Origin of the sequence: Lacticaseibacillus suibinensis (assembly GCF_003946175.1) — a bacterium.
GTDB classification, from domain to species: Bacteria; Bacillota; Bacilli; order Lactobacillales; family Lactobacillaceae; genus Lacticaseibacillus; species Lacticaseibacillus suibinensis.
Genome location: NZ_RHOK01000001.1, coordinates 75,510 through 96,640 on the forward strand (window position 1 = coordinate 75,510; position 21,131 = coordinate 96,640).

15 protein-coding genes and 1 other RNA gene are annotated in these 21,131 nt (G+C 55.4%); 2 read left to right on the forward strand and 14 right to left on the reverse strand.

Annotated elements, in window-relative coordinates; genetic code table 11:
* Positions 1-93 precede the first annotated feature (93 nt).
* From EKM90_RS00355 to EKM90_RS00375, 5 genes are all read right to left on the reverse strand, one after another.
* Positions 94-420: a PadR family transcriptional regulator gene (locus tag EKM90_RS00355; RefSeq protein ID WP_125579026.1), complete on the reverse strand. Its 327-nt coding sequence runs from the start codon at positions 418-420 to the stop codon at positions 94-96.
* A 165-nt stretch (positions 421-585) separates the two neighbouring features.
* Positions 586-1,719 carry a THUMP domain-containing class I SAM-dependent RNA methyltransferase gene (locus tag EKM90_RS00360; RefSeq protein ID WP_125579027.1) on the reverse strand — a complete coding sequence of 378 codons (1,134 nt, stop codon included), beginning with the start codon at positions 1,717-1,719 and terminating at the stop codon, positions 586-588.
* 123 nt (positions 1,720-1,842) lie between these two features.
* Positions 1,843-2,200: RNase P RNA component class B (gene rnpB / locus EKM90_RS00365), an RNA gene on the reverse strand.
* A gap of 12 nt (positions 2,201-2,212) precedes the next feature.
* Complete coding sequence (gene gpsB, locus EKM90_RS00370) at positions 2,213-2,608, reverse strand: cell division regulator GpsB (RefSeq protein WP_125579028.1); 396 nt, start codon at positions 2,606-2,608, stop codon at positions 2,213-2,215.
* 52 nt (positions 2,609-2,660) lie between these two features.
* Positions 2,661-3,236: a DUF1273 domain-containing protein gene (locus EKM90_RS00375; RefSeq protein ID WP_373300995.1), complete on the reverse strand. Its 576-nt coding sequence runs from the start codon at positions 3,234-3,236 to the stop codon at positions 2,661-2,663.
* 70 nt (positions 3,237-3,306) lie between these two features.
* Here EKM90_RS00375 and recU point away from each other — a divergent pair, with 70 nt between their 5' ends.
* Positions 3,307-3,921 (forward strand): Holliday junction resolvase RecU, encoded by a 615-nt coding sequence (gene recU / locus EKM90_RS00380; RefSeq protein WP_125579029.1) that lies wholly within the window; start codon positions 3,307-3,309, stop codon positions 3,919-3,921.
* Positions 3,914-6,226: a transglycosylase domain-containing protein gene (locus tag EKM90_RS00385; protein WP_125579030.1), complete on the forward strand. Its 2,313-nt coding sequence runs from the start codon at positions 3,914-3,916 to the stop codon at positions 6,224-6,226. Before recU ends, EKM90_RS00385 begins: the two co-directional genes overlap by 8 nt.
* Positions 6,227-6,299: 73 nt before the next feature.
* Here the strand turns inward: EKM90_RS00385 and EKM90_RS00390 are convergent, their stop codons facing one another.
* The 9 genes from EKM90_RS00390 to EKM90_RS00430 are packed head-to-tail and all read right to left on the reverse strand — an operon-like array spanning position 6,300 to position 21,003.
* Positions 6,300-6,758 (reverse strand): deoxycytidylate deaminase, encoded by a 459-nt coding sequence (locus EKM90_RS00390; RefSeq protein ID WP_125579031.1) that lies wholly within the window; start codon positions 6,756-6,758, stop codon positions 6,300-6,302.
* Entirely contained in the window at positions 6,755-7,408 is a 654-nt protein-coding gene (locus EKM90_RS00395) for an endonuclease III domain-containing protein (protein ID WP_125579193.1), read from the reverse strand. Before EKM90_RS00395 ends, EKM90_RS00390 begins: the two co-directional genes overlap by 4 nt.
* Positions 7,409-7,410: 2 nt before the next feature.
* Positions 7,411-8,022, reverse strand: a complete 612-nt coding sequence (locus EKM90_RS00400; protein WP_125579032.1) for a DnaD domain-containing protein — start codon at positions 8,020-8,022, stop codon at positions 7,411-7,413.
* A 52-nt stretch (positions 8,023-8,074) separates the two neighbouring features.
* Complete coding sequence (gene asnS / locus EKM90_RS00405; protein WP_125579034.1) at positions 8,075-9,373, reverse strand: asparagine--tRNA ligase; 1,299 nt, start codon at positions 9,371-9,373, stop codon at positions 8,075-8,077.
* 13 nt (positions 9,374-9,386) lie between these two features.
* On the reverse strand, positions 9,387-10,565 hold the full coding sequence (locus EKM90_RS00410; protein WP_125579035.1) for a pyridoxal phosphate-dependent aminotransferase: 1,179 nt from the start codon (positions 10,563-10,565) through the stop codon (positions 9,387-9,389).
* Between the two features lie 20 nt (positions 10,566-10,585).
* Positions 10,586-11,074: a cell wall elongation regulator TseB-like domain-containing protein gene (locus tag EKM90_RS00415; protein ID WP_125579037.1), complete on the reverse strand. Its 489-nt coding sequence runs from the start codon at positions 11,072-11,074 to the stop codon at positions 10,586-10,588.
* Positions 11,064-13,829, reverse strand: coding sequence for a helicase C-terminal domain-containing protein (locus tag EKM90_RS00420; RefSeq protein ID WP_125579039.1), 2,766 nt, complete (start codon positions 13,827-13,829; stop codon positions 11,064-11,066). Before EKM90_RS00420 ends, EKM90_RS00415 begins: the two co-directional genes overlap by 11 nt.
* Before the next feature lie 30 nt (positions 13,830-13,859).
* Positions 13,860-17,489, reverse strand: coding sequence for a helicase-exonuclease AddAB subunit AddA (gene addA / locus EKM90_RS00425; protein ID WP_125579040.1), 3,630 nt, complete (start codon positions 17,487-17,489; stop codon positions 13,860-13,862).
* Complete coding sequence (locus EKM90_RS00430; RefSeq protein WP_125579041.1) at positions 17,482-21,003, reverse strand: PD-(D/E)XK nuclease family protein; 3,522 nt, start codon at positions 21,001-21,003, stop codon at positions 17,482-17,484. The genes addA and EKM90_RS00430 overlap by 8 nt, the downstream gene beginning before the upstream one ends.
* Positions 21,004-21,131 lie beyond the last annotated feature (128 nt).

The window sequence follows — 21,131 nt, forward strand, 5'->3', positions numbered from 1 at the left end:
AGCAGTCGCATCGACGCCAATGGCCTCAGTGACATAGGTCTTAAGCCGGTCAAAATACTCTTGATTACGCGGTAATAGCGTTGCACCCATACTTTACTTACCTCCGAGTTGATTCATGGCAGCTTCCAGTTGTGCCCAGTCTGCCTTAAAGTCAGCCAATGCCGCCTGCCCTGACGGCAATAGATGGTAATACTTGCGCGGTGGACCACCGTTAGGGGAATCGCGCCTTTCACCCTGAATTTGGCCACTTCGTTCTAATTTCAGTAGCAACGGGTAAATTGTCCCGTCTGCAATTTCACCAAAACCGGCGGTCACGAGCGCCTGATGAATCTCATAAGGGTAGGACTCCTGGCTGGCCAGGATTTGCAGCAGCGCCCCTTCCAATGACCCCTTCAATAGTTGAGATGGTAGTTTGCGCATGACGCCCCTCCTGACTAGCTTGCCTGGCAAGTATGCTCGCTGTTCAACTATCTTGTCAAGCAAGGAAGTGTCTATTTGATGACGAATAGCCGTTCTTTCAATATGAAACAAAGCACCGGCCGCTTACCATACAGACGTGGTAAGTGATCGGTGCTCAATGAAGCACTATTGCCGTGGTGTCCGTTTCGCCCAGTACTGGAAGTAATCGGTGCGAATCGTCCCGTTATACAGCTTCCGGCGCTTCGTTGCTTTGGCGCCATAAGCTTTTTCAAATTCCAAATCGGCGGTCAAAATATACTTGCTCCAGCCGGTCAGTGGCCGGTAGACCTCGCCCATTTCCTTGTACAGCTGACGCGCGGCCTCTAGTTCGCCGAGGCGCTTCCCGTAAGGTGGGTTAGAGACAATCACGCCACGCGGGGCGGTCAGTTGATTATCTTTGACTGCGACCTGCTTGAAGTGAATGGTCTGACTCAGGCCAGCTTGCTTCGCGTTTTCCTTGGCGATTTCAATCATTTGCGGATTCAGGTCAAAGCCTTGAATATCGAGCTCCCGGTCAAAATCGGCTTGATCCATCGCCTCATCTTTTACCTGCTGGAGAATTTCAGGGTCCATAAAGGCGAAATCTTCAAAGGCAAAGTGCCGCTGCATCCCAGGGGCCAGGTTAAGCCCAATCATCGCCGCTTCAATCGGAATGGTCCCTGACCCAGTCGTCGGATCGACAAACGGCATATCCGGGTGCCAGTTCGTTAGCATGACCAGGGCCGCCGCAAAGTTTTCTTTCAGCGGGGCTTCCCCTTTGGCAATCCGGTAGCCGCGCTTGAATAGACTAGGACCAGTCGTGTCGATGGTCAAGGTGGCCACATCCCGCAAAATAGAGACTTCCAGCGGATAGGTTTTGCCGGTTTCCGCCAGGCGGCCGCGGCGATGATAAACCGTCGCTAACTTGTCGACGATGGCTTTTTTGGTGATGGCTTGCACGTCGGGTTCCGAGTGCAGTTTGGAGCGAACGCTGCGCCCGGCCACTGGGAACTCAGCATCCAGCGGCAGATAATGATCCCAAGGCAGGGCCTTCACCCCTTCGAACAACTCATCAAAAGTGGTGGCGGTGAATTGACCGACAATGATCTTCACTCGGTCGGCGGTGCGCAGCCAGACATTGGCTTTGGCGATGGCAGTTTCGTCGCCTTCAAAATAGACTTTGCCGTTATCGGTGCGTTCCTCATAGCCCAGTGCCTGCACTTCGCGCGCAGTCAGGGCTTCTAGGCCTGACGCCATTGTGGCAAGTAATTTGTATTGCATATTGGCCTCCATGTGTTCCGTGTTTTCTTCATCTTAACCCAGCGGCCTGAGCCTGTCATGACTGCCGGTGAATTTTCGCAAAAAAACAGCCCGGGTCTCCCCGAGCCGTGCCTGTTTGCAGCCCTCTATAAGCCATGTTTTGTTCCAGCTGGATGTCAGGCCATCCAGCCTTCAGTAATCATCTATCTCAGCTTACGCTGTTAGGGCCATCGGTTCAGTTCCCTAGGCCTTGCGCCCCTACCAAAGTTTGGGTTACTCGCTCGCGGGGTTTACCCGTTCCAATCCCTTGATTTCTCAAGGGCCTCGTCTCTGTGGCACTTTCAGACTGACTCACGCGTGACCGAAGTTTTAGCGCTTTTAGTCGCCGTTACCCGAAGGTACTCAGGCTTATTGGGCCTGACACGAACACTACAAGCATCACAGCTTGTGCGGGCATGGACTTTCCTCACCTGACAATCGCCAGGCGCGATTACTCAAGGACTGCAAATTGGGTTTAATATTGATCGATGCCAGAAGAGTGCGACTCGCCTTGTGGTTGCGACTGCTCAGAGAGTTTGCTACCAAAGACGTGACGTTCCAAGTTCGACAGCCGCTTGAGGATGTCGTAGTTGGTGGCACTGGCACTTGGTTGTTGTGGCGTGCTGCCAGCGATGCTCTTAGAAACTGACAGCTGCTTGGTGAGTTCATCCACGCGGCTGCGCAGCCGCGCATTATCCTCATTCAACCGGTCCAGTTCAGCATTGTAGCTCTCATAATCCTTGATCACTTGATCGAGGAATTCATCGACCTCATCGGGATCATAGCCACGCATGGCCTTCTTGAAACTCTTATCCAAAATGGCCTTAGGGTCAAGTTGAATGTTGAATGTTGCATCGTTATTGTTATCCATTCCAGCACACCTCATTTACCAGCTAAACACGCTTCGTTTAGTATAGCATAGCCTAATCGCTTTGAAAATGCTCATTTGCCTGGTTTTCGGCGTAGTCTCGGGCCGATTCTTCCAAATCTGGCATCGTGATCAAGGTCAAAGGATAGTCGCGGCGGGCCTGCTCTGCCAGCGCAGCCTGATAGGCAAACTTGGGCTTGCCTTCAAAATCCAGATCATACAGCATCAATGCGCCGTCGGTATGCTGTGCCATAAAGCGGGTGTAGCCAGAAAGCTGGGCTGGCGATTCATACGGACCACTAGAAGTCGCCTGGGAAAAGTCGACTTGCGCCGTCAGCGTTTGCAGCTTGGTTTGATTGGCCTCGTTCCACTGATGGCCAAAATCACCGAACGGTAGCATCATCGCCACTTGCAACTGCGGATACGCCGCTTTCAGCTCCAGCGCTGCGGCGGCGCCCCACTGCTCCACGCCAAGCTCGCCGCCGGTGATGACCCATTCCAGCCCGTCTTCAATCAGCGGGCGCAGCGCATTTTTTAACGTATACTTAATCACTGTGATTTTGGGATCTTGATCACCGTAAGCGTTCACTTCCCAGGCCCGGTACCCGGTCAGCCAAAGTCTTGCCAGCATCTTCTTCCTTCTTTCTAAAATTAGGCGCATGCTGTTCAAATTGTTATAATAGCCACAGGAGCGTGAGTCTATGCCTATTCATTACCCCAATGGTAAGCCATACCAAGCCAAGGCGCAATCAAGCCGCGAACCCGTCAACTACGGCGGCCGCGGCATGACCTTGGAAGATGAGCTCAATCAAAGCAATCAATACTATCGCCAGACCCAGCAGGCCGTGGTGTACAAAAAGCCTACGCCGTTGCAAATCGTCAAGGTCGACTACCCAGCCCGCAGCCAAGCGGTGATTCGGGAAGCCTACTTCAAAACCCCTTCGACGACTGATTATAACGGGGTTTACCGCGGGTATTACTTGGACTTTGATGCCAAGGAAACCAAAAACAAGCGCAGCTTTCCGTTGAAGAACTTCCACGCCCATCAAATTGCCCATTTGACCGCGTGCTTAGCCCAAGGCGGCATCTGTTTTGCCTTGATTCGCTTCGTTAGCCTTGAGCGCTTGTTCATCTACCCAGCCAGTGATTTGAAACGCTGCTGGGATGAGGCGCAAAATGCTGGGCGCAAATCGATTCCGTTAAGTGAAATTGAAGCCCATGGGATTGAGCTGCATCCGAAATTGCAGCCTCTGATTCCCTATTTAGAAGGCGTCGATCAATTAATCCAGATGAAGAGAGGAAATCACCATGCCTAATACGCCATCCCGAATGGCCCGGCGGCGGGCCCCAAAGCCGAAACCAAAGAAAAAGCGCCGCTGGTGGCTGACCACCATCAAGGCTATTTTAATTGCGGTGCTGGTTGTGCTCATCGGCGGCGGCTCGCTGTTCGCTTATTATGCCAGCTCCGCCCCAAAAGTCACGGAAACTGAGCTGAAAGCTGGCGGCGGCAGCACCGTCTATGATGCCAGCGGCAACCAGTTCATGAGCCTCGGAGTTGAAAATCGGAGCTATGTCTCTGCTAGTCAAATTCCGCAACAACTCAAAGACGCCGTGGTTTCGATTGAAGACCGTCGCTTCTATCAGGAACGTTGGGGCATCGATCCCATCCGCATCGTCGGCGCTTTCACCCGCAACATCATTGGCAAAATCACCGGCAATTCCAATGGTATTCAAGGGGGCTCTACCCTCACTCAGCAACTGATTAAGTTGTCAGTGTTCTCCACCAAGGCCTCAGACCAGACCCTGAAGCGCAAGGCGCAAGAGGCTTGGCTGGCGGTCAAGCTGGAACAGAAATTCAGTAAAGAACAGATTTTGGAATTCTACATTAACAAAGTCTACATGGATAATGCGCAAGTCGGCATGGGCACCGCCGCCAAGTATTACTACGGCAAGAGCCTGAGTGAGCTTGACCTGGCCCAAACGGCGCTGATCGCCGGTTTGCCGCAATCGCCAGTGGGCTACAATCCTTATAACCACCCAGAAGCCGCGCTGAATCGGCGTAATGAAGTGCTGAAGGCCATGGTGGCCAACAAGAAAATCAGTCAGGCGCAAGCCACAGCGGCGGAAAAAGAACCCATCACCCAAGGCCTCGTCACCCAAAAGGCGCAAACCACGGATTCAGCCGTGGATAAGGAAACTGATTCCTATTTGACCTCAGTGATCAAAGAAGTCAAAAAGAAGATGAACGCCAATCCTTACAGTCAGAACCTCAAGATTTACACCAACATCGACATGAAGGCGCAAAAGAAGCTTTACCAGATTGTCAATTCTGATGAATATATCAACTTCCCGAATGATCAGCTGCAAACCGCTATCACCATTACTAATCCGAACACTGGGCGCGTAGTGGCTCAAGTCGGCGGCCGTAAAACTGGCGACGTGCGCCTGGCCTATAACCGCGCCACGGAAAACCAGCGCAGTAACGGCTCCACGATGAAGCCAATGCTGGATTATGCCCCAGCCATTGAGTACCTGAACTGGTCCACCTACCAGCAAATGGTCGATCAGCCGACGGTCTACCCTGGCACCACGACTTCGGTTTACAACATCGACAAGAAGTACCTAGGCCGGATTTCAATCCGCAAAGCGTTAACTGACTCGCGGAACACCGTGGCGGTCCAAACCCTCGAGAAGGTTGGCCTCAGTCGCGGCTTGAACTTCCTCAAGGGGCTCGGCATCGACCTCAGCAAGGTGGATGGCAATCACTGGTCCAGCGCGATTGGCGCGCCGGTCACCACCGAACAAGAAGCCGCCGCGTATGGGGCCTTTGCCAACGGCGGTACCTACTACAAGCCGACATATGTGCGGAAGGTCGTGGATTCTGACGGCCAGACCACCAACTTTGATGAAAGTGGCACTCGCGCCATGAAGGCCAGCACCGCCTACATGATCACGGATATGCTCAAAGGCGTTTTGACCGATGGCACCGGCGTTTATGCCAAAGTGTCAGGTATCAACGAAGCCGGGAAAACCGGGACCACGGATTATGCCGATACTGACATTCAGCACAATTCTGCCCTCTCTGGCTTAGCGAAGGATATCTGGTTCACCGGGTACACGAAAGAACGCGTCATCTCTGTTTGGACCGGGTACGATAAACCGCTGACGAATGGTTTGGGCTCTGGCTCAAACCTCATCGCCCAAAAGATTTACAAGGCGATGATGGGCTACCTCGCTGATGAGGAAAACGTGGGCCAAAAAGATTGGAAGAAACCTTCAACCGTTTTGGCGGAACACATTCTGTCTGGCAGTAACCCAGGCACTGCGGTCAGCGGTAATACCGCCGGCACCACCCGCGAATTGTACGTCAAAGGCTACGGCCCGACGACCAAACAAGCCGTGGCGGACAGCTCGTCGAGTTCCTCCTCGAGTTCAAGTTCCAGCAGTTCGAGTAGCTCCAGTAGTTCGAGCAGCTCGGTGGTCAGTGAACCTTCATCCAGTTCCTCTGTGCCTGCATCCTCCTCATCTTCTGCAGTTACCAGCTCAGGCTCCTCACCGACCCCGCCAACCGGTGGCGGCACTGGGCAAGATACGCAAGGTGAAACCAATACGACTAAGTAAAACCTAGCCAAAGCGAAAGCCCCAAGATTCGTAATTCGAATCTTGGGGCTTTTCATCTGGTCACGGTTCTATCTTAAAGCGAAACCTGCTGCACAGCCACCTGATGGGCCTTCAGCAACTCAATCGCATACGGATCATTGTTGTAATCAGCGCCGAAATAGACTTGCTTGATCCCCGCCTGAATCAACGCTTTGGTGCAATTCAGACACGGGAAGAAAGTCACATACACGGCCGCGCCGCGAGTCGACACGCCATTTTCCGCGCATTGCAAAATCGCATTCATTTCGGCATGCAAGGTGCGAATGCAGTGACCGTCGCGCATGAGATGGCCGGCGTCATCGCAGTGTGGATCACCGGCGATACTGCCATTGTAGCCAGTGGCGATGATGCGGTGGTCCAGCACCAATAGCGCCCCCACTGTCGCCCGTTCACAAGTGGACCGGGCGGCCACCGTGGTCGCTAACGTCATGAAGTAACGGTCCCAGGATTCGCGGGTTTGGTGGCGGGTTGAAGGCATGATTTGATCGGTCATTTTGCTTCCTCCTTTTGCAAGGGCTGATAATACGGCGCAAAGGCCTGCCACTCTGGGGTATTTGGCAAGCGCGGCTGGCGCGCCGTCAACCATTCACGACCCAGCCTGATCAAGGCGCGATGCAAATTGATCCAAGTGCTGGGCGGCATCAAGGCCTCAAGCCGAGTTTGAATTTGCGCCGGGGTCGCACTGGCTGGCGCCAGCCCAAACCCCTTGATGATGCGACTGACGTGGGTATCCACTGCGACGCCGGGAACATTGAAGGCATCGGTGAGCACCACGGTGGCAGTCTTTTGCCCCACGCCAGGCAAACAGGTCAAGGCTTTGCGGTCGGCTGGCACTTGCCCGTCATAGGTCTCGACGAGGCGCTGGGATAAGGCTTTGAGGTACTTGGCTTTGTTGTGGTACAAACCGAGCCGGTCGATTTTAGCTTCGATCGCCGCAAGTGGCGCAGCCGCCATGGCGGCTGGCGTCGGATACGCCTGAAATAAGGCTGGGGTACAAGCATTCACCGCAACATCGGTGGTTTGCGCTGATAGCATCACCGCCACCAGAATTTGAAAGGGATTAGCGGCGTTCAGCGTCGGCTGCGCATCGGGATAAGTCGCAATCACCAAATTCAGCAATGCCACGCTTTGCGCTTTGGTCATTTTCATAGGCCTAAGTGCCTCTCTTGTTCCGCCTGCACTTGCGCCGGCGTCGTCAGGTGGCGTTTTTCCCAGTTCAGCAAAATCCGGTCCATGTAGCGCAAGGAATACGCCTGGTTGAGCACGGCTTCGCGCAGCGCCAGCTTGATGAGCGCGGGATCGTAATGATCAACGGTGAGCCAGTCATTGATGGTTTGCTGCTCAATCGGCGACAGAGGCCGCCCGAATTCGACTTCAATCTGGCTGAAGACTTGCTGGCCGCCTTGGGCCTCGGGCTTGGCCTGAGTCGGCGTACTCGTCAGCAACTGCTTCAGCAGCGGCGAGACGTCGTATTGGTCGACACTGCGGCCGTGATGGTCACGGGTTTGCACCAAAGCGATGGCTTTTTTCTGAATCAAGGTTTCAATCACCGTGTAGAGATCTTGTTTGCCGAGCTTGGTGCTTTGCGCCAGTTGATCCAGTGCTGGGGCCTCCTGGTGGTGCTGGGACCACGCCGCCAGAAATAAGTACACCACAAATTCGCGCTGGGTCAGCGCGCTTTGGGCGAAATGGTCGAACAACGCTTGGGAAAAGGTTGTTTGCCCATTTTGCAAATAGGCTGCTAAAGAATCAGACATTATTACCCTCCTGACCAAAAAACTGCCAGCCAAACGGCCGACAGTAAGTGAATCACGGCTTGAGGCGCGTGATCATGCGTGGGAACGGAATCGCTTCGCGCAGGTGATCCAAGTGGCAGATCCAGGTGATGGCCCGTTCAAAGCCTAATCCAAAGCCGGCATGCGGCACACTGCCGTACTTGCGCAAGTCTAAGTACCATTCGTATTCATTCAGATCCAGCCCTTTAGCTTCAATCGCGGCTTTCAGCTTATCATAGTCGACTTCACGTTCAGAGCCGCCAATGATTTCGCCGTAGCCTTCTGGAGCCAGCAAGTCAGCACAGACATACGTGTCGTCGCGGCCTTCTTCAGGCAACATGTAAAACGGTTTGATGGCCTTCGGGTAGTTCAGCACGAACACTGGCTGCTCGAATTGTTCGGACAGGTAAGTTTCTTCCGGTGAGCCTAAGTCATCGCCCCACTTGACGTCATAGCCGGCGCCTTGCAACATTTCAATCGCTTTGTCATAGCGAATGCGTGGGAATGGCGTTTTGGTGTAACGCTTCAGAATTTCGGGATCGCGATCCAAAATCTTCAGGTCATACGCACAGTGGTCCAACACTGACTGCACCAAGAAGGCGATGTAGTTTTCCTGCACCTTGAGGCTTTCCTCTTGATGCGTGAAGGCCATTTCCGGCTCAATCATCCAGAATTCCGTTAGGTGGCGGCGAGTTTTACTCTTTTCGGCGCGGAAGACCGGACCGAACGTAAAGACTTTGCCATAAGCCATGGCGCCGGCTTCAGCATACAGCTGACCGGACTGACTCAGATAAGCTTTTTGGTCAAAATAGTCCGTTTCAAACAGCTCCGTGGTGCCTTCTGGGGCGCTACCGGTGAGAATCGGCGGGTCCATCTTGATGAAGCCTTCGTGATTGAAGAATTCATAGGTCGCACGGGCCATTTCATTACGAATCTGTTGAATGGCAAACTGGCGCTTGCTACGCAGCCACAAGTGGCGGTGATCCAGCAGGAACTCGATGCCATGTTCCTTAGGCGTGATTGGATAATCTTCAGAGGTGCCAACGACTTCGATGTTGTGAACTTCAATTTCATAACCGAAGTGACTGCGGCTGTCTTCGTGAATTTCGCCGGTGATGTACATGCTGGTTTCCTGTCGCAGTTCCTTAGCGGTTTGGAAGACTTCCTCTGAGACCTGATTCTTCAGCACGACGCCTTGGAAAAAGGCCGAGCCATCGCGCAACTGCAGGAAGGCAATCTTCCCGCTGGAGCGCTTGTCGGTCAGCCAGGCTCCAATTTTGACTTCTTCGTTCACATGGTTCTTTGCTTCTGCAATGCGAATTTCTTGTGTCATGGTTTACCCCTTACTAATTATTACCAACAAATTGACTAATGCGGCGAATCCCTTCAACTAGGTCCTCCTCCGCCGCTGCGTAACTCAACCGCGCATGATCTGGCAGGCCAAATGCCCGCCCTGGCACCAGGGCCACGCCCGTTTCCGCCAGGAGCGCCGCGATGAACTCATCGACACTACTATAGTGAGTCAAGGTCGCAGCGCGCTTGACATTCGGGAACATGTAAAACGCCCCCGCCGGCTTGTGCGCCAGCGTGAAGCCCGGCACCTTTTGCAGCAACGGGAAAATCACATTCAACCGGTGTTCGAAGGCCTGCCGCATGGCTTCAACGCTGGTGCCGTCGCCGGTGTAGGCAGCCAAGGCGGCATATTGACTCACCGCCGTCGGATTACCAGTGGCATGGCCGAGCAGCTTCCCCATCGCTGCCATGAGCTTTTCTGGGCCGGCGGCAAAACCAATGCGCCAGCCGGTCATCGCATAACTCTTGGAGACCCCGCCAATCAGCACGGTATTGGCAGTGATTTGCGGATCGATATCGATCATTGAGGTGTAAGTCGCGCCGTTAAACATTAGGTCGCGATAGATTTCATCGCTGACCACCAAGAGATCATGCTTCAGCGCCCAGTTCCCAATCAGGGTCAGCTCCTCCCGCGTGTAAACCGCCCCGCTAGGATTTTGCGGCGAGTTGATGATCACCGCCCGGGTTTTGGCGGTGCGCTGCTGCTCGAGGTCGTCAACGGTGACCTTGAAGTCGGCGCTGGGTTGCACCGCCCGCGGCACCCCGCCTGCCAGTTTGATTTGCTCAACATAAGACACCCACCCTGGTAGCGGCGTCAAGACTTCTTCGCCGGGATCCAGTAACACCTGAAACAGAGCGTATAAGGCTAATTTCGCGCCGGTGGTGACCACAATCTGGTTGGGCTGATAATGCACGGGACTTTGCGCCGCCACATGATCGGCAATGGCGGTTTTCAGCGCCGGAATGCCAGTAGCGGCGGTGTAAAAGCTCGCCTGCCCACTTTGAATGGCCGCAATCGCGGCGGTATCGATAAATTCAGGCGTTTGAAAGTCAGGCTGACCGATGGATAAATCAATCACGTCTTCGCCTTGTGCCTTCATCTGCTTGGCCATGTTACTGATGGCTAAGGTCGCTGATGGGGCTACATCGATGATGCGCTTTGCCAGATGCATCTTATCGCTCCTTTTTTCGGTCACAGGTTGCGAATCGAGGCAACTTGTTCGCCAGTTTCAAAATCGTACGTCACATACCCCAGTTTACCAGAATTTGTCTCGTAACCAATATCCCAAACAAATTTCTTTGCCCGGTAGCGCATACCGACCGCCAAAATTTTCTTGGGATGATAGGCTGATTTGGCCTGGTCAACCGCGGTATTCTTGCTGATGCCGTCTTTTTGCGCCACGACGCGCACTTTACCGGTTTTTTGCCGAATCACCACAAAGCGGCGCTGCTGCTTAGCCGTGGTGCCGGCCACCGTCAAGTAGCTTTCATCCTGCTTATTCCAATAAAACGCTGTGACGGTTTTGATGCCGCCGCTTTGCTTGGCGATGCGAATGGCCTGGCTGCGAACCTGGTGCAAGGGACTAAGCGCCCGCACCCACACCCCGATGATGATGGCTAAGATGGCCAGTGCCAAGGCGGGACCGATAATTTTTCTAAGAGCGGACCGTTCACTGCGCATGTTCTGTCTCCTTTATTAAGCGATGTTCCAAAAAGTCATGGGCCAGTGGCGTAAGCTCTGCCAGCGGCAAGGCCTTGGGTTTGAGATTAGGCAAACTCTTGGCCATTTGGCGACCGTATGGCGTGGTCAGCAGCCGAGGATCCAGCACCACAAACACCCCGCGGTCATGCTCGGTGCGAATCAGCCGACCAAAGCTTTGGCGAAACCGAATCGTGGCTTTGGGCAACAAATCAGCCGCAAAGGCATCTTCCCCGCGGGCCTTGAGCGCCGCTGCCCGCGCCTGCACCGTGGGACTGGCGGGTGAATCAAAGGGCAGGCGGGTCAGAATCACTTGCTCCAGCTGCTTCTGCGGGTAATCGATGCCTTCAAAAAAGCTGGCGGCGCCTAACAAGACGCTGTCTGTGCTGAGGGCGAAACGCTTGGCGATTTTTTCCGCCGAACCAGTCACTCCTTGTGCAAGCAGTTCATGCTCGGGCAACTGGTTGACCAGCCGCTGATAAACCAGCCCAATCATTCGGAGCGAATTGAACAACACCAAGGTTTGATGTGGGGTCGCAGCCAGCTGCGCGACGGCACTCGCGAGGTAATCTGCATAGGCAGTTTCACTTAATGCTCGCGCATTCGGTGCATCTTCAGCCACCAGAAACTGGGCCTGCAGCTTGTAATGAAAAGGACTCCGCAGCCGCAAAGCTGGCGCATTCGCCGGCAGGCCGAGTTGCTGGGTTAAGTAGTCGAAGCTGCGGTTCACCGTGAGCGTCGCGCCGGTGAACACCGGCGCTGCAAAAACTGCCAGCTGTTTTTGGATGATGTGGCTCGCGTCAAAGCGTTGCCAGTTAATGCTCAACGTCGCCGGTCCCCCACCGCCTAAAATCAGGCTGGTAACCACTGGCGCTTGGGCCAAAGCAGCCAGGTCAATCCCCTGCAGCCGCGTCAGCTGATTGTCCAGCGCGGCGGTTAACCCATCCAGCCCCTGGAACAGCGCCGCTTCGCTGGCCAAAAAACGTTCCGGATCAGCCTCATATTCCGCAAGCACGCCTTGCATTGGCGCCAAGACGCTGGCGGCGGTGGTCAAAAGCGGCGGCAGCGCCTTTTGCAAAGTCGGCAGCAGCCACTGGCGTTCAGTGGCCGTGAGCGGCCGCTCAACCACGCGCGGGGCAGGCTGGCCACAGTGATGATAAATTACCTGCTGGAGCGCGGCAATTTGGTCGGTGGCGGTATTGATGGCCGCCAAGGTGCGACCCAGCTGATACGAAGTGGCTGGGGCATCGGCAAACAAAGTCAGAAGCCCGGTTTCCTTGCGGCCTTGGATGAAGGTTTGCAACTGACCGAGCCGCCGCTTGAGTTTGGCGAGGCCTAATTCATGAGAATTGGCCTCAGCAAAAGCCGCGGCGAAGTGCTGGGCCTCATCGACCACTATGTATGGCTTACTGCGCAGCGGCAAATCAGCGATGTGTCGGGCCAAAAAGGCGTGATTCGTGATCACCACCTGCGCCGTTTTGACTTGATTTTGCAGCCGCTGGTAGAAATCAGCCGTCTGATAAGTGCCCTTGGGCGGCCGGCCGGTAGCCCGGATCCGGGCAAACAAAGGCGCGCTGTAAGTCGTCAGCTGCAGTTCCGCCAGATCCCCAGTGGTGGTTTGCGTCAGCCACACCATCAGCCTCATCTGCAGTAGCCGGGTTTGGTGATTAGGATGTTTCAGGCCCAAACTGGCCGCGAACTTCCCTAAGTCGAGGTAATGGCGGGCGCTTTTGAGCACCACCGCTGGTAGGGCCAACCCAGTGAGCGCACGCACCTGGGGCAGTGATTCCGTCGCGATTTGCCGTTCCAACACCGTGGTCGCCGCGCTCACCACCAGCTTGTGGCTGGGGCTCGTCAAGTAGGCGTAAGGCAACAGATAGCCCAGTGTTTTCCCTAAGCCGGTGCCGGCTTCAATCAAAAGTGGCTGCTGGGTGCTGGTGCTATTTTCATAAATGGCATCCATCATCTTGGCCTGCTGAGTGCGCACCTTGAACCGCGGTTTCAGCAGCTGGCGCTTGGCGGCCAACGTCGCCGGATAGGTTGGTTCCGCTTGCTCGCCGGCACTAGGTTGCGGCCGTTGCAGGACAAAACGCCCCACCGCCATTTGTTCAGCGGTTAAAGGTTTGGGGGCAGTGGCATGAGCGGTCAAAAAATCACCGGTTTGCTTCGGCAAGCTGCCGGCAAACTTCAGCAGTTCATGCTGCGTCGCTGTTGGTAGCGCCGCAAACCGCGCGCCTAGGCGCATCAGCAAATGACCGGTGCTAATCGCGTCACTATCGGCACGGTGCGGATGATCATGGGTAATGCCCAGGGCGGCGGTCAGGTCTTGCAGCCGAAAGCTGGCTTGAGTGGGTAGCAGGATCTGCGCCATTTCAACGGTATCAACCCCGGGCTGCGTCAAGGCGGGCTGCCCGGCGCGGACCAGTTCCGCAGCCAAAAATGGATAATCAAAATTGACATTATGGGCCACGATCACCGTGCCTTGCAGGAGTCGCGTAATGCTGGCAGCCACGTCTGCGAAATACGGCGCCGCCACCAGCCGGCCTGGCGTGATACCCGTTAAGGTTTGAATCGCCTGAGGGACGGGCCGATCCGGATTAATCAGCTGCGACCGGGTTTGAATCAAGGTCCCATTTTTGATCAAAGCACAACCGAACTGAATAATTCGGTCGGTGCCGTTGATTTCTGTGCCTGTGGTTTCCAAATCAATCACGGCGTAAGTTGTTTGCGAATCCATGCCTGCCCTCCTTTCGGCTTTTTTTGTTTGTTAATCCAGTGTCACCACTTGGCCGGTTTCCAGCAGCACCAACAGCTTCTGGTTAACCTTTTTGCCAGTCGCCAAGGCCAGCGCCTTCGCATAGAGATTGAGCTGCGGCTGGTAGCGTGCCACCACTTTGGCCTGCTGGTTGCCGATATGGTCCGTCTTATAATCAAACAGCACGATGCCTTTAGCGGTTTCGTAATAGCCGTCAATCACCCCGTGAATCAGGATGTCACTGCCTGGTTCCTGCGCCAAATCGGTAAACAGTTGGTCTGCCGGCATCAGCAGTGAAAATGGCACTTCCCGCTGCACCGTGGCCGCATTAGCCTGCAGCGCTTGACCGAGCGGCGTCTGGTAAAAGTGCACCAGCTCTGCCAACGGAATCTGCTTGGCGATTGCCGCTGGTAAACTGCCATTGGCAACGAGTTGGTCGATAGTGTGGGATAGCGCTGTTTCATCCAACCTGCCCGTTAAAGGCTGCATTTGCAGCACCAAATGCGCCGCCGACCCGATCACTGTGGCCGGGACCTTATTACCGGTTGCCATGAAGGCTGGAGCGGCAAAGTCACCGGTCAGGCGATTGCCACCAAGCTGCCGGCCTGATTCAACCAGTTCCACCGTGTCAGGATCCTCAAAGGCGCGCTTAATTTCAGACACACTTTGAAAACCAGTGGTGTTAGCCGTTTGCGCATAAGGATAGTGATAATCAAACCAGGCCGTCAAATCGAGCGCTAGCGGCGGCTGAGTCACTGGTTTCGCTGCTTCCGCGCTGGTTTGCACCTGCGGCTGCGCCACAAAATTCAGCACGACGCCGGCTTTTTGATACTGGTTCAAGGCCGGCAGGCTCGTGGCTTCATCGAGGACACCGGTACGGGCAATCGCCATGCCCAGCCAGTCGAGCATGCAACCAGCGCCAGCTCGGACACTTTCTGGCAGCAGATGCTCGTCACTGGCGGCAAGTTTGGCCCAGTGCGCCTCGAGTTTCTCCCGACTTTCGCCGCTGCCGACGATGAACAGCTGCTGTTCAGCACGGGTTAATGCCACATACAGCAGCCGCATTTCTTCCGCCAACAGCTGGCGATTTTTCGCCAATTTGGCCAGTTGCCATTGCGGCAAACTATACACCTCATGGCGCTTTTCATCCAGCCACTTCACGCCAGCTACGGCTGGCGTCAAGATAAACGACCGGCGTAAGTCCTGCTGATTGAACTGCTTATCAGTGCTCATCAAAAAGACAATCGGGAATTCCAGCCCTTTACTGCCGTGAATCGTCATCAAAGACACCGCATTGACATCCGGCGCCAAGGTCACCGGCATCGCCAGATCCTTGTCCTGCTTTTGCATGGTTTCGATGAAGTGGATAAAGGCAAACAAGCCTTTGAACCCGCCACTTTCATAGGTGGCGGCGCGGGCGGCTAATGCTCTTAAGTTGGCCTGCCGCTGTAGGCCCCCGGGCTGGCCGCCCACGTAATCCAAGTACCCGGTCACTTCGTAAATGTGCCAAATCAAGGCACTGAGTTCATGCTCCCGGGCAAAATCGCGCAATTCTGCCAGCTGCTGCAAAAAGGCTTGCACCTTGGCGCGGGTTTGTTGCTTAAAGGCGGTGCCGCCTGTTTCCGCGGCAAAAGCTTGCACGGCTTCATCATAAGGGCCCTCTTGGGTCAGGCGAATCAGTGCCAATTGATCGGCGGACAAACCGACCAGCGGCGAACGCAATACCGCAGTCAGGGGAATCTCCTGCCGCGGATTATCAATCACCCGCAGCAAGGCCAGCATCACCATCAGTTCCGTGGTTTTGAAGTAATTCTGGGCATCGGCAATCACAATTGGCACGCCAGCCTGAGCAAAAGCCGTTTGCAGCGCGATGTTGTTGCTTCGGGACCGGGTCAACAGCGTGATATCTTGATAGCGAATGCGGCGTTGGTGCGCCGTGCCATCAGGATCGCGTTGATACAAGGTTTCTTTGGGATCATTGACCAACGCCTGAATGCGGGCAATCACCATTTGCGCCTCGGCGGCGGCTTTTTCCGGACTAGGTTCTTCCTGGTCGTCCTCGCCGGTTGCTGCCGTGCCGGTTTCATGAATCAAGAACTCAGTTGGGCGCAGTTGGTCTTCTGGAAACAGCGGTCCAGGTTTCAAGGCTTCTTTTTCTGTGTAGTCGATCTGCCCCACGGCCCGATCCATAATTTGGCTGAACACCAGATTGTTGAAGGCCAGCACGTTTTGGGACGAGCGGAAGTTTTGATTCAAAATCACCCGCTTGCCGGCAGATTCACGCTCGCCAAAGCGGCGATACTTCGCCAAAAACAGTTGCGGATCGGCCAACCGGAAGCCGTAGATACTTTGCTTGGCATCCCCCACCATGAAGCGGTTGCCAGGCTGATTTTGACTCACCGCGGTCAGCACGGCTTCCTGCAGCTGATTGATATCCTGATACTCGTCGACTAGCACCGCATCAAATTGGGCGCGGTACACGGCGCCGACAGTCCGGTCACTACCAGGTTCGGCGCTTGGGTCCGGGGCGTTGAGAATCTTCAAAGCGTTTTGCGCAATGTCGCCAAAATCCTGAACTTGCTGGCGCCGTTTTTCGGCTGCCAGAGCATGGTAAAATTCCAGGCTCACCAACTGCAGGGTCGCCATTAGCTGCTGCACCTGCGGCATCGCCTGCTTCAAGTCCGCCGGTTGAATGGCAAAAATTTCTTGCAGTGGTGCCACCGTATCCTTGGCCAAATCGCGCTGAACTTTGGCGGCATCTTTATCCGCCTTCAGTTCAGGGTCAAATTTGCCCCCAGGCCAGCGGTCAAAGGCAATCGCCTTGAGCGCGGACCAAGCCGCCTCATAGCTGGGCTGCTCTAAAGCCAGCGCCGCTTGCACAGTGGCGAGGCTGGCTGTCACATTAGCGGCTACTTTGGCCAGTTTGGGTGCGGCCAGCGTCGCCTGCGCTTCAAGCAGCGCGGCTTCAGCAGCTCGCAAACTGGTTTGGGCACTTGGCCACAGTGCTTGCATCAAAGCCGCCTCACTGGTGTAAGCGGCCGGCAATTGCTTCAGCCACGCCACCGGATCAGGCGTAGTCATCGCAAACCGATAAATTTCAAACACGACGTCTTGCAAAGCGGCGGGATCACTGCTGGTGGCAAAGTTAGTCGCTAACGCTTCAAATGCAGCGGCATGCTCGCCGGTATAAAAATTCTCCCGCAGATCTTCCCAGACCCGGGTTTGTAGCATCAGGCGCTCGGTGTCATCGGTCATCATCCGAAACGCTGGGTCCAAATCAATCACATAGTAGTACCGCTGCACCACTTGCAGGGAAAAGGCATCCAGGGTCATGATCGGCGCCGCATTGGCTAAAGCCACTTGGGCGCTTAAGTGGCGCCTTTGCTCCGGCGTCAGCGGCTGGGATTCATCGTTCAGGCGCGCCTTGAGTTTATTTTGAATGCGCAGTTTCATTTCCGCCGTCGCGGCTTTGGTGAAGGTCGCAATTAACATTCGGGTCAAATCGGCACCCGCCACCACCTGGCGTACAATGCGATCGACCAACACTTTCGTCTTCCCACTGCCGGCACTGGCGGAGACCAAAATGTCGGCTCCACTGACCGTGGCTGCTTCCAGCTGGGCTGGGGTCAATTGATCACTCATCGCCTTTGCTCCCTTCTGCTTCTGCGCGTAGTTTCTGCTCCAAGGTCGCCTGATTCAGCGGCGCCACATGGTGATAGCGGTCAAAACCGGTGGCTGGGTCAAACAGCATAATGCTTTGATAATCGCTATTGGTGATGACCGTGCTTTCCTGCTTGAACTGCAGCGGCGCTAGGTCAATGTTCCCAGCCATAATTTGCTGCGCGGCTTGAACAATCAAATGGCGATTATGCTGCACCATCAGCTGCAGGCCAGCTGGCGATAAGCGTTTGCTGAGCTTGCCAGCGCGCTCCTTGGTCAAGCTGCCATCTTTTTTCAGTCCTAATGCGACCAGCGCCGAGTTTTCGCCGGCCGCCAGACTTTGATCAAAGGCGGCCGTTAACGCGGTGGCAGCGGCTTCGTCATCAGGCAACACCAATAAGCCGGCCATCTTGAAGTCTTTCAAGAGATCCAGCGGCAGGTCGGTGGTTTTTTCATACTTCAGGCGCGGCTGATGGAACCGGAAATATTGGGCCCCAGCTGGCTTCAAGCCAGCCATGGATTCGGCATTAGCCACCGCATCGATGTACGTCAGCAGCTGCATCGCTTTGCCGTAATAAGCCGCCAGCGGATCAAAATCATGGGCGGAGGACTTGTAATCGACCACCACAAAATAAGGCGTCCCCGCAATCGTGGCGGTATCCAGGCGGTCGATGCGCCCGCTGACAGTGATTTGATGCTGAGCGTCCAGTGGCAGCACTAAGCCCTTCAGGCCGTCATGCTGGCCAATGCGGCCAAAAACCACTTCTGTCGCTTGCGGCCGAAATGCCGAGCGCTGCTGTTGGCCGCGAATGGCAGCGGCGTTGGTCGTTAGCATGGCGGTGATTTGCGCCTGCACAAAGCGCATGTGGGCGCTGGTCGTGAGAATTTCATAACCTGGTTCCCCTGCCAGCTGCGTCACCAAGGCAGCAATGGTTTGCTGCAGCTGGGCATCGCTTAACGCCGTCAGCGCCTGTCCCTGCGCCTTCAGCTGGCGCATCAGTTGATCCAACACCCAGTGGTAAAGCGAGCCGGTATCCGCTGGTGTGAGCTCGAATTCTGGTCGCTTCGTCAGTTTCAAGCCGTAGCGCAGAAAGTACTCAAAGGGATTGCTGTAGTACCGCTCCAGCTGGGAAATCGAAACATTCATGTGACTGGAATACAGCTGACTGGCTAGCTCTGGCGCGAGGCGGCCGACGCCTTGGTGCGTGGTCGCCCCTTCAAGGCGATAGGCCAGGTCGCGCAGGCTAGGGATGGTTTTGATCTGGGCTAGGACTTGGCCCCAGGCGTCCTTGTCGGTCAGCGGCATCTTCGCAGCGTTGGCTTCGCGCGCCACCACGACATAATCACTGAGCATACTGCGGGCACTGCCGGCCGCTTCCTGCACCGAAGTGGCCAGCGACACTGCCGGCCAGCTCGTGAGCGGCAGATGCAGCCGTTTTTGCATTTGGGTGAGATAAGGCGAGGCATTATTGGCATCAGCTTCGTAAACCGGAAAACTCATGGTTAAACTTTCACTGCCGGCCATCATCGCCACATAGTTCAGGAACGGATCACCTAACGCGGCTTGCGTGCCTGAATCCGCCAAAAAGGCATCGGGACCAAGGTGGTCAGCTAGGACTTGCCGGTCGCTGGCGGTCAGCACTGGAAAGTCCCCTGGCGTATCGGGCATCACGGTGCTGGTGGCGCCAATCACGAAGACATGGCGATAGCGCGAGAGCCGGGTCAAGCCAGTCTCAGACACGGTGACCTGGTCCAGGGTCGAAGGAATTTGCGTGTAAGTGGCGCCAGCAAAACCCGCCGCCAGTAAATCACTGAACTGATCTAGGGCAAACGGTGCGCTGCCTAAAATGGCGACGTAATCATCGAGGAGCCCTACAAAGGTCTGCCAGGCTTGTTCCCCTGCCGTGGCCAAGCTCAAGTCGCCAGCCGCAACAGCGTCGTCCCGCCAGGCGGCCAACCGCGTCGGCACTCCAGCAGCGACCAGCCATTCATACAAGGCCTTGGCCGCGGCTTGGCCGTCAGTCGCGTTGTTTAGCGCATCAAAGAGCGGCGGTAGCTGTGCGGCGACAAAGGCTTTCAACTGGTTGATTTGCGTCGTTTTCTCATCATCGGTGGTGCCTTCATCGTCGGCTTGGCGCCGGAAATATTGCCAGCGCTGACCATCCAGCCAGCGACTGCCGGTGAGGCCCGTGCGCAGCAAGTGATTATCCAGCACATCGAGCGCAGCGCGGAAATCCGCTACGGGCATGTCAGCCGGAATCAGCAATTCGGTTTTGAGTAGGCGCATCATGTCTTCGTATTGATAGTGATGTTGCTGAATCGCAAACAAACTCTCGATTAAGGCAATCAAGGGGTGGCTTTGCATTGGCTGTTCAATATCAATAAAGACCGGCAGTTTTTGTTCTTCAAACACTGGCGCCAAATACGGCCGGTACGGATCGAGATGCCGCGCGATAATCAGAAAATCTCGATACCGAGCGCCTTGGTGCACGGCCTGCACGATTTGCTTGGCGACCGCCCGCAATTCCGTATAGGGTTCGCTCGCTTTCGCCAACGTGAGGCCGGCCTGCGGGGTCTTTAACGCCCCAGTGCCATTGGCGGTTTCGCTTTGCCAAAATGAATCCACTGCCTGCAGCGCAGGCGAAAGCTGGCGTTTAGGGGCAAAGACATTCGGCAGCATTGCGGCCTGGCTCTGCTGAGCGGCGTGGCGCAGCCGGTAGTACAATTTCGCCGCTGGCAGAAATAAGGCTGGCGGCTGCGGCATCTTTTCGGCCCCGGCTTGATCTAGCAGCAAGGCCACCGTCACCTTGGCACCGGCTTGAAGCAAAGTTTGCACGAGGTAAAATTCACTGGCTGACAAGTCATTGAAGTGATTCAAATAAAAACTGGTGTGGCTCAAATCGCGCTGCCCCAGCTCATCAGCCAAAGCAGCCAGCAGCGTTGGCTCGGTGACGTAAGGCGCGGCAGCTTGTTCATAGGCCGCCATGATCAGCTGGAGTTCGCTGAACTTTTGGCGTTCCGGCGCTTCAGACGGGAGTACAGTGGTCACGGCAGCCAGTGTTTCCGCGGTGATGCGGCCGGTTTGCAGCTCTGCTAGCTGATCGGCGAGCTGCAAGGCAAAGCCCGCATGCCCCGCCGAGCCGGCGAACAAGCGCAACTGCTGGCGCTGGTGGTCATCTTGCAGCATTTCGCCCAGTAATTTGGCCACCAGCATGGTATTACTGGCCCGGTCCAGCCGTGGTTTTTGGTAGATGGCTTGGTTTTTCAGGAAGTACCAGGCTAAGCGCGTAAACGACAACACTTGAACCTGCATTTGGGCATAGGCGCCTGACTGTTCACGCAGTCGCTGCAACAAGGTCACTTCGGTTTCGAACTTAATGTGATTGGGCACCAGGTAGAACACTTCCCGGCCCTGGTCCAGATCCGTTCGAATCTGCTCAACCATGATGTGAGGATGATCGGCGGCGGCTGTGCCAAGGACAAATTGTAAGCTCACGCTGAGGCACTTCCTTTCGTTATTCTGGTTTCTAGTTTAGCATATCCACCGCATGGCAAAACGCCGCCAGTCAGTTTGCCGCCAAAACTTTGCAAAACTGCTAAAGATGAGCGCTCCTAGCGTTCTAA

Coding starts and splice junctions, on each gene's coding strand:
- EKM90_RS00355 (WP_125579026.1), bottom strand. CDS start 420: ATGCGCAAACTACCATCTCAACTATTGAAGGGGTCATTGGAAGGGGCG.
- EKM90_RS00375 (WP_373300995.1), bottom strand. CDS start 3,236: ATGCTGGCAAGACTTTGGCTGACCGGGTACCGGGCCTGGGAAGTGAAC.
- asnS (WP_125579034.1), bottom strand. CDS start 9,373: ATGACACAAGAAATTCGCATTGCAGAAGCAAAGAACCATGTGAACGAA.
- EKM90_RS00410 (WP_125579035.1), bottom strand. CDS start 10,565: ATGCATCTGGCAAAGCGCATCATCGATGTAGCCCCATCAGCGACCTTA.
- EKM90_RS00360 (WP_125579027.1), bottom strand. CDS start 1,719: ATGCAATACAAATTACTTGCCACAATGGCGTCAGGCCTAGAAGCCCTG.
- EKM90_RS00420 (WP_125579039.1), bottom strand. CDS start 13,829: ATGGATTCGCAAACAACTTACGCCGTGATTGATTTGGAAACCACAGGC.
- addA (WP_125579040.1), bottom strand. CDS start 17,489: ATGAGTGATCAATTGACCCCAGCCCAGCTGGAAGCAGCCACGGTCAGT.
- EKM90_RS00395 (WP_125579193.1), bottom strand. CDS start 7,408: ATGACCAAAGCGCAAAGCGTGGCATTGCTGAATTTGGTGATTGCGACT.
- recU (WP_125579029.1), top strand. CDS start 3,307: ATGCCTATTCATTACCCCAATGGTAAGCCATACCAAGCCAAGGCGCAA.
- EKM90_RS00385 (WP_125579030.1), top strand. CDS start 3,914: ATGCCTAATACGCCATCCCGAATGGCCCGGCGGCGGGCCCCAAAGCCG.
- EKM90_RS00415 (WP_125579037.1), bottom strand. CDS start 11,074: ATGCGCAGTGAACGGTCCGCTCTTAGAAAAATTATCGGTCCCGCCTTG.
- EKM90_RS00390 (WP_125579031.1), bottom strand. CDS start 6,758: ATGACCGATCAAATCATGCCTTCAACCCGCCACCAAACCCGCGAATCC.
- EKM90_RS00400 (WP_125579032.1), bottom strand. CDS start 8,022: ATGTCTGATTCTTTAGCAGCCTATTTGCAAAATGGGCAAACAACCTTT.
- gpsB (WP_125579028.1), bottom strand. CDS start 2,608: ATGGATAACAATAACGATGCAACATTCAACATTCAACTTGACCCTAAG.